At 53.7% G+C, this 13394-nt stretch carries 8 protein-coding genes; 7 read left to right on the top strand and 1 reads right to left on the bottom strand.

The window, feature by feature from the left end; genetic code table 11:
* From FBQ85_16215 to FBQ85_16195, 5 genes are all read left to right on the top strand, one after another.
* Window positions 1-1247, top strand: a 1247-nt coding sequence (locus tag FBQ85_16215) for a hypothetical protein (GenBank protein ID MDL1876694.1), incomplete at its 5' end; no start/stop codon positions are given.
* 306 nt (window positions 1248-1553) lie between these two features.
* Window positions 1554-2918 carry a sigma-54-dependent Fis family transcriptional regulator gene (locus tag FBQ85_16210; GenBank protein MDL1876693.1) on the top strand — a complete coding sequence of 455 codons (1365 nt, stop codon included), beginning with the start codon at window positions 1554-1556 and terminating at the stop codon, window positions 2916-2918.
* A gap of 381 nt (window positions 2919-3299) precedes the next feature.
* Entirely contained in the window at window positions 3300-3572 is a 273-nt protein-coding gene (locus tag FBQ85_16205) for a hypothetical protein (GenBank protein MDL1876692.1), read from the top strand.
* Between the two features lie 795 nt (window positions 3573-4367).
* Window positions 4368-4721 carry a hypothetical protein gene (locus tag FBQ85_16200; GenBank protein MDL1876691.1) on the top strand — a complete coding sequence of 118 codons (354 nt, stop codon included), beginning with the start codon at window positions 4368-4370 and terminating at the stop codon, window positions 4719-4721.
* Window positions 4722-5092: 371 nt separating this feature from the next.
* The gene (locus FBQ85_16195) at window positions 5093-7801 is read left to right on the top strand and encodes a hypothetical protein (GenBank protein MDL1876690.1); all 2709 of its coding nucleotides are present in this window, start codon (window positions 5093-5095) and stop codon (window positions 7799-7801) included.
* 205 nt (window positions 7802-8006) lie between these two features.
* Here the strand turns inward: FBQ85_16195 and FBQ85_16190 are convergent, their stop codons facing one another.
* Complete coding sequence (locus FBQ85_16190; protein ID MDL1876689.1) at window positions 8007-11255, bottom strand: hypothetical protein; 3249 nt, start codon at window positions 11253-11255, stop codon at window positions 8007-8009.
* Window positions 11256-11527: 272 nt separating this feature from the next.
* Between FBQ85_16190 and FBQ85_16185 the strand changes: the two genes are divergently transcribed.
* On the top strand, window positions 11528-11866 hold the full coding sequence (locus FBQ85_16185) for a hypothetical protein (GenBank protein MDL1876688.1): 339 nt from the start codon (window positions 11528-11530) through the stop codon (window positions 11864-11866).
* The coding region (locus tag FBQ85_16180) for a hypothetical protein (GenBank protein MDL1876687.1) at window positions 11850-13394 on the top strand (1545 nt) is incomplete at its 3' end. The genes FBQ85_16185 and FBQ85_16180, both read left to right, overlap by 17 nt.

The following is a 13394-nucleotide window of genomic DNA, read 5'->3' as shown; positions in this document are numbered from 1 at the left end:
CGGAGATTCGACAGGCTCATCAACCGGAGATTCGACAGGCTCATCAACCGGAGATTCGACAGGCTCATCAACCGGAGATTCGACAGGATCATCAACCAGCGATTCAACAAGCTCATCACCCAATGATTCAACAGGATCATCAACCGGCGATTCAACAGGCGCAACACACGGAGAAACCAGAAACGCAAACGGCAACAACACTATTGAACTTTTTGAAGGAGTTTGCAGGTGATACAGGCCTGGTCGCGTGGCATCGCCTTGATTTGCGCGAGCCGATGCGTTTCTTACATCTCTCACGGTCGCGGCTTACACAGGATTTGGAAGCATTGGCCACACAAAATCTCTTGCAGATCGCCGGGCCCTTCAAACACCGCGGCATTCTATTGAGCGATCCCAAACGGCGGTTGCGCTTTGACACAAACATTCTCACTCAGCGCCGCATTGAAGCCACGGTCAAGCTGCGCCAGATGCAGCGTTACTGCGAGCTGGCAAGCTGCCGGCGGCATTTTATCCTCGATTATTTTGGTGAAAGCCATGTCTCCCCTCGCTGTGAGAATTGTGACAATTGCGGAATCGTCTGGCAGACTTCCGCCGAGGCAACTCTCTTGGCGCAGAAAATTTTGAGTTGCGTCGTGCGCATGCAAGAACGCTTCGGCGCAAAAACCGTGGCTGAGGTGCTGAAAGGCTCAAATACCGAGCGCAGCCGCAGTTTTGCAGGGTTGTCAACCTTTGGACTGCTGCGTGACCTGCCGTTAAAGCAAATTGAAAAAGACATTCAGCGTTTGATCGCTGCGAGTTACCTCACTCGCAGCGACGGCGAATATCCCGTGCTGCAAGTCACGCCCAAAGGCTGGGAAGTCTTGCGGGGCCAGCGACAAGCCGCGTTGCCCGCCCCTGCGAACGAACGACAGCGCGCAACGAGTCCCAGGAAAATCAAGGGCGGAACTCTTTTGCAGACGCTGCAGCTTTTGCGTCAAGGCTTGTCGATCACAGAAGTGGCGCAAGCGCGCGCATTGGAAGAGAGCACCATTTGGGGACATGCGAAAGAATTGGCGTTGGATGGAAAAATCGAGAATTTGGATGACATCATTTCACCGCAAGAGGTGGCTGAAATTTCGCGCTTCTTAAGCAAAACGGAGTCGTTTGATCGCGCGACCATCTCTGCGCATCTGCCGAGGCATCATCCCAGTAAAGTTTTTTTTGTGCGTGCCATTCTGCAGGCACGACAAAGGGGGGTAAAAATCTAGCGTGCTGCTATCTTGATTTGTTCGAGGCTATCTTGAAATGTCATCCCACCAGGCGGGATCTTGTGAAGTACTCGGCATGTGGCCTGGAGCTTCACAAGCTCCTTCCAGGATGACAAGATGAGATACTTATACAACACAGCGCAGTAGGCACCAAGATGCTGTCGTCACGTTTTTTCTGCTTCGTCTATCATCTCAGAGTTAACCTGTACGGTTTTCATTTTGGTTACCGTGTTAATTCTACTTGGGCATATTAAAAATTGTACCACAGTAGAGCTAATCAAACCTCACTTCCAGAACCGGGTTCGCATGAATTCGAATTCCGAAAAACACACGCTTTTGATTATCGACGATCAACCGCAATTTGCTCAGGATTTCATCCTGCTGACCGGCGAAGAATTCAATGTGGTGACCGCCGCAAACGGCGAAGACGGCTTGCGCAAATTTCAAGAGGTTGCCGCAGATCTCATTTTGGTTGATTTGAAGCTCGGGCGCGGCATTGACGGCATTGAAACGCTGCGCCGGCTCAAACAGGCCGATCCCGATGCCGGCGTTATCATCGTTACCGAGCACGCTTCTATTGAGACAGCGCATCAAGCCGGCCGGCTCGGCGCGCTCGATTATTGCAGTAAGGCGCCCAATCTCAAAGAATTGCGTGCGCATCTCAAGCAGCACCTGCAAAATGTGGCATGGCGCCGCGCCTATCGCGACGAATTGCAGCGCCAGTATCCCAAATTCATTGCCGAGAGTCCGGCAATGCGCAAGCTCATCGAAGATATCGACGCCGTTGCACCGAGTGATCGCCTGGTCCTGATCACCGGCGAATCAGGCGCCGGCAAAGAACTGGTGGCACGTGAGATTCACCGCCGCAGCCTGCGCGCGGAACGGCCGCTGTTCGTCGTCAATTGCAGCAATCTCGCCGCGCCGTTGTTTGAAAGTGAATTCTTTGGCCACGAACGCGGCTCGTTTACCAGCGCTGACCGCCAGCAACGCGGCAAATTCGAAGCGGCCCATCTGAGTACATTGTTTCTCGATGAAGTCGGCGATTTACCGCTGGAATCCCAACCCAAAATTTTGCGCGCGGTGGAATACGGCAAATTCAATCGCATCGGCAAAACGCATGAGCAACACGCTGACGTGCGCCTGATTGCCGCCACCAATCACAATCTCGAAGAAGAGACGAAAGCCGGACGCTTTCGGCAGGATTTGTTTTATCGCATCAATCGCGTGAACATTCACGTGCCGCCGTTGCGCCAGCGCCGTGAAGATATTCCGCCGTTAATCAACTATTATCTCGAATATTTCAGTCTGATGTTGCATCGTTTACCCCCTGAGATTCCTGCCGACGTTATGCAGGACTGGCTGCAATATGATTGGCCCGGCAACGTGCGCGAGCTGACCAGCGCGATCGAGAATCTCGTTTTGTTCAGCAAAGATGGCAAAATTGACCGTTCGCGTCTCTCCCTCCCACCGCGCAAAAATACTTCTCCAGAACTCTTCCTCCCACTTTTCGATCTGCCTTACGAACAGGCGAAGGAAAAGTTGATCGACCAGTTTCAGCAAGACTATTTCCATGAAAAACTCAGGCGCCACGAGGGCAACTACACGCGCGCCGCTGAGGAGGCCGGCGTGAATCGCGCTACAATTTACCGCATTCTCGCTTCCGGAGATTGATTGTTCCGCTTCGCCAGAGCGCGTGTGGAGGCGACTCCACATGCCTGGTCTTCTCTCTGTTGCGTGCCGGCAACAAGGCAAAGTCCATTGAATTCAATATGCTTTCTCGCCTTCTACCCGACCAAGCGTTGCCTGAGCGCAACACTTTGTTGCCTTTCCCATTTCCCTCTCTCCACCCAGGGTGCTGCAACTCTTTAATTTGCATGTTTGATTTTCAAAAATTTTTCGCCCATTCGTGGCATATGTTTTGTCATTGCAGGAAGCAACTCACCTGAGCGAAGAAATTTTTATTTTGACTTTCCCCATCATGCAGTCTGGTGACTGGCCTATGCCATGATCGCTCGAGGGCATACGGCAATTCTGCAAAGGAATCTCATAATCATGACGGCCTCCCGCCAAACCACTGCTCATTCAACCGAACGCTGGGTTATGCCAGCGGGGTGGATTTTGAGTGTTGCGGGAGTCGTGATGCTGGTGCTCGGGCTTTCAGATGTTTTGAATTTGGCGTTTTTATTTGTTGGCGGCCTCGTTGCCATTCCCATGGGCTTGCTGCTGGTTGCTGCCGCACATCTCATTAAACGGCTGAATATCATTGAAAAAAACACCCGCGCGAGCGCGCAGCAACGCACCTCTGATGCGCCTCCACTCAGTTAGTCGAACAAGCTTGTGACAACGTTGTCAGGCTGGCGATCGCTGGGCATGTTTGATTAAATTTCATCGCCGAATCACGGGGAAAGAGATGATTTGGCAATGCGAAGGATTGCCGCCTGCCCGAGCCGGGGTGGGGAGACGGCTCGGGATATTTCGGAAACGGACGCGCGTGCTTCAATCATCCCACACGAACGAATGAACGAATGAACGGAGCCAAGCCGCCATGGCTGGCAGCAACGACAATGAAAAAAATGGCTGAATCTCATTCAAAAAAAACACCCGCGCGAGCGCGCAACAGCGTAACTCCTATGATCCACTGATATAACCGAGGCCTCAACGAGGTTGTGATAAGCAAATTGCTTACCGAATACGCCTATAGCTTATAGCTTTCGGATAAAAAATACCATCTTTGCCCGCATTCACACCATTTTGCAGAAAAGACTTGGCTTGAAACCACATTTCACGACGAAGAGGGCTACGAAATTTCAGAGGCTGGCGATCGTTGGACGTGTTTGATTAAGTTTCATCACCAAATCATGGGGAAACGTATGATTTGGCGATGTCAGGATTGCCGCCTGCCCGAGCCGGGATGGGGGGACGGCTCGGGATTTTATTTGAAATAGAGGCGTGAGCTTTGATCATCCATCAGTGGTTCGAATGAGCTGTCACTATCACCCAACCAATCCAATCATCGGTAATTGTCCACGCTGCAAAACCGACTACTGCAGCGCGTGTACGGCGCGTTTTCGGTTGAATGGTTTTGAAACTGTTTGCCTTGACTGCGGTGCTGCTCTCGTGATGAAGCGATTGCGGGGCGCCATGAATTTTGCGTTGCCTGGCTTGCTGCTTTTTATGTGGCTTTACACCGCCTCCCATCAACCCGCGGTCCTGGCGCCAGTTATGGGCTTGATGGGAGGCTATTTCTTTTGGGCAACCTACTGGGGCTGGCACACGAGCAGCTTTGATTGGGCCTCGTTAGCGCAACGCTGGGATGATCTTCCCGGACGGAAATGGTTGTGCACAGTTCTCTTTCTGGGCACACGCCTGATTGTCGCGGCGGCTATCGGAATTTTCCGCGAAGGAATCAGGCAGCCCTGGCTGGCGGCCGAGACGCTGCGGTGGTGGAAAATCAAAATGAGCACAGTAAAATAGCATTTTTCAAGAATAGATCTCCAAAAACGTATTCGCCTCATTCCAACCTGTAATTCATTCCTGCTTTAGTTTCCAAAAATTCTCCAGAGCACCCCTTGTCGCATTTACAAGAGTCTCGACATTTCAATCGCTTGGCGCGTTACAATCTCGACACCGTCATTCTGGTACGCGAATTGATTGCTGCAGAAGCAAAGATGGCTAGGACACGGCCCATCCCAAATCCCCAAACCGCCCCGACATAGGAAGCTGTCGTGGGCGGTATTCTATTTTGCAAAGTTGACAGGATCGTTTACCAGGCTAGGACGGCCTATTTGTAAACTCATGTCAACATTCTGCAGCAAAAGTGCAGGCACAACATTTCAGGAAGGCCGATGCGTATCTTGAGTTCAAGCCAGTACATTCGTTCTCTCTTGTATCGTCTCTTCGTTTTTCGACTTATTCTTGCCACCCTCCTGCTTCCCCTTGAGGTTTTGCTAGCCGGCGATGAGGCTCCCCTGGTGTTTTCTTCCGTGACTGTTCGCAGCATGCGCAGCGGCAACTGGTCTGACGCGACAACCTGGTCAAGCGGGAAAATCCCCTCACAAGGCGATCAGGTGTTGATTGATGCGGGGCATACCGTAACCTATGATCTCGTTTCCCAGGAAGCGGTCCGCTTGATTCACGTGCGCGGCAGATTGCTATTCTCTCGCACGCAGAATACCCAGCTTGATGTGGGCATGATCATCCTGCAAAACAGCGATACCGTTGATGAGAATTTCCATTGCAGCGTGCGCCATGAATCAGTCTATTTGGGCGAGCCTCGGCCCACGCTCGAAGTCGGCGCGCCCTTGAATCCCATTCCCGCGCATCTCACCGCGCGCATTCGTTTGGTTGATTTCGCCGATATGCGCGATGATTGCGGTCCGGGCATCATCAGCTACGGCGGGCGCATGGATTTTCATGGCACGCCGCTGAACAAAACCTGGAGCAAGCTCGGCCAAACCGCCAGCCTGGGCGCGACCACGATCATGCTCTCGGATTCGGTGAATTGGAAGGCGGGCGATCATATCATCATCACCGGCACCAACAAATTCGAGAGTTTCAAAAGCGACGGAGACTCCTTTCGTGGCAAAGACAAAGCGCATACCGAGGAAAACTATATTGCATCCATTTCTTCCTCCGGCAAAGTGATGACGCTGGTAACACCGTTGCGCCGCAACCATCTCGGCGAAGGCGAGTTTCGCGCCGAAGTGGCGAATCTCTCACGCAATGTTGTCATCGAATCAAAAGATCCGAACGGCGTGCGCGGCCACACGCTCTATCATTACAACAGCCGCGGCAGCATCAGCTACGCGGAGTTTGCGCATCTCGGCAAGCTCAACACCCTGGCGCGCTATCCCATCCATTTTCATGTGTTGGGGGATTCGCATCGCGGCGCCAGCGTGATCGGCGCTTCGATTTGGGATTCGCATAATCGTTTCGTTACGATTCACGGCACGAATTATCTGGTGGTGCGCGATTGCGTCGGTTATCAATCCGTTGGGCATGGATTTTTCATGGAAGACGCTACGGAAGTTTTTAATTTGTTCGATCGCAATCTTGCCGTACTGGGTTACAACCATACCAGATTGCCGGAACAGGCGCTGGCTTACGACGAAAATGCCGGCGCGGGTTATTGGTGGGCAAACGGCATGAACGCCTTCATCAACAATGTTGCGGCAGAATGCGATCGTTATGGCTTTCTCTACGAAGTTCCACCGGAAATCCGCGGCCGCGTGCAGCAGCCCGATGGCTCTTTTCAAGATAATGTACAAATCAACACGCTGCCGTTTTTGCGTTTTGACGGCAATGAGGCGCACGGCATGATGATGTACGGATTCAGCGGTGAAGGCGATGCCACCGCCGAAAATCCTTTCATTATTCGAAATCAAAAAAGTTGGCAACTGCGTTATGGCTTAAAGGCTATTGGCAATCACACGCTTGTCGAAAACTTCAACGTCTGGGCGGCAAGCTACGGCTTCTACGGCACTGCCGCCAAAAACGTCAAACTCGTCGGCATGCAAGGCAAGTCCCTGTCGCAGGTTTCGCTGGAGTTTTATGAAAAGCCCGAGGGTTTGCATACGTTTGAAAACATCATACTCGATGACACCGGGCAATATCCGTTTCGCATCACTGGACGCGACAACCGTGAATTGCCGGCTGAAATTCATGTGCGCAATTATACTCTGACGAATGTCGAAGACAATAAAATCGGCGCGGGCAGCGAGACGGATCATGCCAACGCCACGCCGGAATTGACGCTTTATCTGCATGATTTCTTCGGCCCGAATCGCGACGCCAAGGTTATTCCCGCCAATCAAACGCGCAACGACGGTTTGAACTATCAAATCATGACGCCGGTGTTTGAGGAATATGTCAAAGTCGCGGAAGTCAATGTGCCGTTTCCGGATAATCCCATCAAGCCGATCGATAAAATGGGGCCGGCCACGGTTATCACTTATCCCCCGGCAGATCAAAGCATCTCCACCAAAGCCAACGGCGATGTGATTGTTTACGGCACATGTATCGATGCCAACAGAATTACTCAGGTCACGGTGAATGGCATCAAAGCCAGGCCTCTGGCGGACAACTATTCTCAGTGGCAGGTGAGACTCAATAATCTGGCGGGCGAAATCAGCCTAAAAGCCGAAGCGGTTGATGAATTCGGCAATCGCGAGTTGCATCCGCATATCATCAAAATTACGGTGAATGGTGCAACAGCGGTGAACGATCGCAATGACAAGAATGCGCCGGCGCGAAATTATTCTCTGGCGCAAAATCATCCCAATCCCTTCAATCCCGCCACGCGCATTGTGTTCGAAGTGCCGGCCGACAATCTCGGCAGCCGTGAGGTTCGGCTGGTGATTTTCGATATTCTGGGCAGAAAGGTCAAAACGCTGGTGCAGAGCAAGCTTGTGCCAGGAAAATATATTCAGACATGGGATGGCCGCAATGATTTGGGCGCTGCGGTTAGCTCAGGAATTTATTTTTATGAGTTGATTGCCGAGGGCAGCGCAGGCCAATTATTCCGGCAAACGCGCAAAATGGTTTTGTCGAGGTGAAAATTCTTTAATGAATATCGGACAAGCTACACTCTCAGACTTTTAGAGTATATCCAAGCCGCTTTGCCCACAGAATCAGAAATCCCACAGAAAAAATTTTCTGTGGGATTTCATTTTGTGAACAACTAGTTTTAAATTCTAACCGCTGACTGCAAGACTCATCAAGACGTGTCATTCCTTGTGCAAAAACATCCATCACGCTTTTTCAAATTTGCCTCGCCAGCAATGTTTCCGCCAATTGCAAATCCAGCGTGTCGAATCCTTCGCTGAACCAGCGATAGGTTTGCAGCAGTAGTTGACGCGCTTCTTCGTTCTCGCCTTGTTGAGAAACCCAACCCACGGCCGCGCGCAACTCCAACGATTTTGCCCGGCGCTCGCGCGCAATGGCGAGCGCTTGCTGAAAACATTGCTCGACTTCCGCGATCGACTTTCCCTGCCGCATCAGCAACAAGGCTTGCAGACGATACAGCTCCGCCGTGTAAAACCGCTTGCCGCTTTTTTGCGCAGCCGCCAGCGCTTCCGCAAGCACGTGTAAACCTTCTTCGGTCCGGCCCGCCTTGCCATACGATTCCACCAACAGCGCAAGCAGATGCGGGCGAAACAACTCCGCGCCGGTAGCGCGCCAGGTTTCCAAGCCGCGCTCGATTTGTGCGATGCCAACGTCTTTCTCATTGAGTTCAGTCAAGGCCCAGCCGTTCAGCACGGTTGCCATCGCCAAACAAAAGAGAAAGCCATGCTCCGTGCAGAGACTAATCGCCTCTTCTGCCAGTTCGCGCGTTGCATCGATCTCCAGGCGCAATTGGCTCACCAGCGCGGCAAACGTCAACGCTGAGGCCAGACTGAAGGGATGCGCCAGTTCTCTCGCCAAAACCACGGCCTCTGCGCTTCGGCGCTGCGCTTGATCGGGATAGCCTTGAAACCAAAGAATGCGCGCCAAATAGCATAAACAGAGCACGCCGGAATCATGTCCGAAGCGGGCGATCATGGAACGGTGCTGCCGGGTTTCATAAAACGCAATGCCTTGCTGCAAATGGGCGCGCGCTTCTTCCAAATAACCCTGATGAAAAATCGCCGTGCCCAGCACGTAATGCGCTTCCACCAGCACCGCCGGATCCTGTTCCTGTTCTGCCAGCTTCAATGCCTGTTCCGCGAGTTTGTGCGCTTGCGCAAAATCGCCTCGAATGAGAAAATAAGTTGAGAGTCCCAACAGCGCCGGATAGAGATGAGGATGTTCTCCCAATTGCGTCGCGCATGCAAGCGCGCGTGCGTAGGTCAACTCAACTTGCGCAGCAGCATAACCTTTAGTGACAACCAATGCTGATCCCAACGCGATCAAGAAATCAAGCTCCAGACGGGTGGTTGCAGGCGTTGCCGGAAGCGTTTGCAGCAGCGCCAGCCCTTTGTTGAGATAGGCAATTGCTTCATCCGGCGCCGATCGCCGGTTGGCGCGTTGCGCGGCTTGATGCCAAAACGGCGCGGCCTGCTCGAACACTTTGGCTTCTGTGTAATGATAAGCTATCAACTCGGGCTTGGCTTCGATCACGCGGGGAAAGTGTTCCACCAACACTTGCGCGATGCGCATGTGATAAAGCTGGCGCGTGCTTTTGAGCAGCGCTTCATAGGCGGTATCGCGAATGAGCGCATGTTTGAAAACAAATCTTTTGCCGGGCAGCGCGCCTTCTTCATAAAGCAGCCCGGCTTCAACCAACCGCGCCAACTCGTTTTGCAGAGTCGCGTGATCGATCTGCGCCACCAGATGCATCAACTCATACGAAAATTCGCGCCCAATCACCGCGCCCAGTTGCACCACGTCTTTCACTGTTGCCAGACGATCGAGGCGCGCCATGAGTGAGTCGTGCAGCGTGGTTGGAATGGCGAGAGCCGGCAATGGCCCGGCCAGGGCAAAATGGTTTTCATGCTCGATGAGCAGGCCGGTTTCCAAAACCATCTTGGTCAACTCTTCGATGAACAGCGGCACGCCATCGGTTTTCAGCGCCAGTTGGCGCAACATTTCTCTGGGCAACGTCTTCCCACCGGCCAGCGCATGAATCATGGCTTCTGTTTCGTGCGCTGGCAGCGGCAGCAACATGATTTTCAGAATATGTTCACGTTCCGGCCACGGCGGAATGAACGCCGGACGAAAAGTGAAGACGGCCAGGATCGGCAGTGTTTTGATTTCATCGATAAGAAGATGGCACAATTCCAGTGTTGCACGATCAGCCCAATGCAAATCTTCCACAGTAAGAATCAATGGCTGGCGGCTTGCCAGCGACTGCAACAACCGCAAGAGGGCGCGATAGATTTTTTGTTTCTGCACTTGCGTACTGCCATAGGAAAGATTATCGAAAGCTTCCGGCGAGTCGGGCAGCACGCCCTGCAACAACAGGCGAATCTCATCAGGCCCCAGGCCATGTTTGGCGAGCGCGCTTTGCAAGGCCCGCGTTTTTTGATCGTGAGCCGTATCGCGTTTGACGGCAAAGAACTGCTCCAGCATGTCGAAGATGGGATGCAGCGCGCGGTTGGATTCATACGGCGAACAACGGCAGGCAAGCGCCAGATGCCGTTCGCCGGAAAGCGAGGCGTTGAACGCCTGCTGCAAGCGCGACTTGCCCACGCCCGCTTCGCCGCCCAGCAAAATTATCTGCCCGGAAGCGGCAGCCGCTTGTTGCCAACACTCGGTTAGTTGCGCCAATTCGCGTTCGCGACCAAACAGCGGGGTCAAATCCGGAACCGCCAGCTTTTCAAAACCTGCTTGCAGCGCCCGGGCGCGCAAGACTTGATAAACCTCAATCGGCTGCGCCACGCCCTTAAGCGTCTGCGCGCCGAGAGTCGCGAACTCGAAATCGTTTTGAATCAATTTGTGTGTTGTGCCGCTCAAAACGATGGCATTGGGCTGCGCCAAACCTTGCAAACGCGCAGCGAGATTGGGCGTTTGTCCCAGCGCCAGATGTTCCAGCCGCGTTCGCCCTCCCATCTCTCCCACCACCACGAGTCCGGTATGAATGCCGATGCGCACGGCAAGCTGCACGTAGCGGCTGGCCAGGTTTTCATTCAAGCGCGACATTTCCTCCAAAATGCCCAGGCCGGCGCGCACCGCGCGTTGCGCATCGTTTTCATGCGCACGCGGAAAGCCGAAGTAAACCAGCAAGCCGTCGCCGAGATACTGCGCAACATGCCCGTCAAACGCGATGATGGCTTTCTCACATGCTTCTTGATAATCACGCACCAACTCGCGCAAATCTTCGGGATCGAGGCGCGCGGACAAGTCCGTCGACCCCACCAAATCACAAAACATCACCGTGATTTGCCGGCGTTCGGCTTTGACTGAGACGCGGCCGGGGTTTTCCGCCGCAGCCAACGCCGCGCCGCATTTGCCGCAAAAGTTGAAGCCAGCGGGATTCACGAACCCGCATTGCGGGCAGGTTGGTGGGCCAGCGGTTTGATCGTTTGGCATGTTCGCTTCCTTCGGTAAAGGGGAATTCGGTGGGAAAAGATAAGCAAAGATTGGGCGGAATCACAATGGCTTTTATTGCGATAGCAAAAAGTGCATGGAATTTTGCGGTGAAATTGCTATCATTCGAACACACGAGCGCCCTGTCATCCCTGGGATCTTGTGAGTTGCTCGGCGGTGTGCATGATACGTCACAAGATCCCTGCCATGATAAATCAAAGTACTCATACTTCCACCGCCCGGGCGCTGGCCAAACTCAAACCGGAGAGTCAAACATGCCAACCTGGCTCGAACAAATTTCACTGCCGCTGTGGGCGATAACGCTGATTGCGACGATCGTGCTTGCCGCAGTCGTATTCGCGCTTCGGCGCTGGTTTCGTTTGAAGGCTGTAAAACTCAATATGGCGGTTACAACGCTGGAATTCGAGCGGAAACATGTAACAACGGCTGCAGCTCCGTCTGCGCCAACGGCCGGCATTTCGCAGGACGTGACTGCCGAATCGGGCGGCAGCGTGCAAGAGGTTGAACAAAACGCCGAGGGCAGCAACATCCAACAAAAAATTCACAGCAAGGGAACAGTTACCGGGGTTAAACAAAATGCCAAAAACCGCTGACACACCATTCGTCGTTTTCGATCCCATCAAAAACTTCACCAACCGCGAGCGCCAGGTGCAGGCGTTTGACCGGCTCTGGGACACGCCTCAGCCGTGGGTTTTCTTTTTGCACGGCTTGAGCGGCAACGGCAAATCCACTTTCATGCGTTACGTGATCGCCACTCGCTGCGCGCCGCAAAAGCTCGCTTACACGCAATTGTATCTTGATTCTCCCGAGGCTGCGATGAATCGCTTTGCAATGGCGGCCACACTTGCCGGGGGCTGGCGCGCGAATCTCCCGGCAAAACTTTTTGACCGCTTCGAGCAGCAGCGCAGAGAAATTTTAACCGAGCTGCAAAACCAACGCGCGAACTTGCGCATCACACAAATCATCAAGGCCGAGGCGGGCGCAACAGTCAGCAATGTGGCGCAGGATGCCGTCATGCGCCAGGCGCATGAGATGGATAAAATCGCCCACAGCCGCCTGGCCGATGCTTTTGTCGATCTGGCCAGAGCCTTGCCGGCTCGCGCCGTCGTTTTTCTCGACGGCTACGAGGCTTTGCAGCGCACCGGCGACCGCGGCTTGAGCGGCTGGCTGTGGAACATGCTGGAACGCTGCCACAAGCTCTGCCCGGGCTTGCGCGCGGTGGTGGGCTGCCAGGATCCACCGCAACTGCCGCTGGATTTTGGCGTGGCTGATGATGATCTGCACCCTTTCAAGCTCCGCGATACGCAACAACTCTTTGATAATTTGGGAATAAAAACCCCGGGACTGGCGCAGGCGGTGCAGGAATTCACGCGGGGACATGCGCTGCTGGTGGCCATGGCCGCGCAAGAGGCGCTGGCCGGCTCGCTCTCGCTGGTGGAAATACGGCAGGCAATTGACGCAAAACACCGTGCGGAAGAATGGCTCTTCCATCGCGTAATTGGCCGGCTGCCCGAGCCGCACCAAACCGCCCTGCCCTGGCTGGCCTTGTTGCGCCGTTTCAACCACGACAGCCTGAATCACTTGCTTGCTGCTTACGGCGTGAAGTTTTCGGAAAAGGATTTTCGCAGCTTGCAGCAATTCAGTTTTGTGAGATATGACCAGGGCTGGTGGCGCTGCCACGATTTGATCCGCCGCACCCAGCAGCGGTACCAAAACCAAGCTCAGCCGCAGGAGACGCGGTCTTTTTACGCCCGCGCGTATGAGTATCATACCAGCCAGGGAAAAGAGAAAGGCCGCGAAGCCGATCAGGTGGACGGGTTATACTATCATTTTTTACTTGAACCTGAGGCTGGACACCAGAATTGGAACGAAGTTTTGCTTGAAGCCAAAACCAACTGGCGCCGGGAGTTTTGGGGAGAATTGATTAAAGTAGCGGATGAAGCAAGCGAAGGTGCGACGCGAGAGATTCAGGCGGATATTGCGTTTGAGCGGGGTTATTATGGTTTGCGGCAATATGAGATGGACGCCGCCATCAAAGCCTACAACGACGCGCTCGCCCTTTTCAAAGCCGTCGGCTCCCGCCTCGGCGAAGCCAACACCCTGAAGGCCATCGGCGATGTC

Source organism: Cytophagia bacterium CHB2 (assembly GCA_030263535.1).
GTDB lineage: Bacteria > Zhuqueibacterota > Zhuqueibacteria > Zhuqueibacterales > Zhuqueibacteraceae > Coneutiohabitans.
This window is presented reverse-complemented; position numbering and strand designations above follow the sequence as displayed.

Coding starts and splice junctions, on each gene's coding strand:
- FBQ85_16185 (MDL1876688.1), top strand. CDS start 11,528: ATGCCAACCTGGCTCGAACAAATTTCACTGCCGCTGTGGGCGATAACG.
- FBQ85_16210 (MDL1876693.1), top strand. CDS start 1,554: ATGAATTCGAATTCCGAAAAACACACGCTTTTGATTATCGACGATCAA.
- FBQ85_16195 (MDL1876690.1), top strand. CDS start 5,093: ATGCGTATCTTGAGTTCAAGCCAGTACATTCGTTCTCTCTTGTATCGT.
- FBQ85_16190 (MDL1876689.1), bottom strand. CDS start 11,255: ATGCCAAACGATCAAACCGCTGGCCCACCAACCTGCCCGCAATGCGGG.
- FBQ85_16200 (MDL1876691.1), top strand. CDS start 4,368: ATGAAGCGATTGCGGGGCGCCATGAATTTTGCGTTGCCTGGCTTGCTG.
- FBQ85_16205 (MDL1876692.1), top strand. CDS start 3,300: ATGACGGCCTCCCGCCAAACCACTGCTCATTCAACCGAACGCTGGGTT.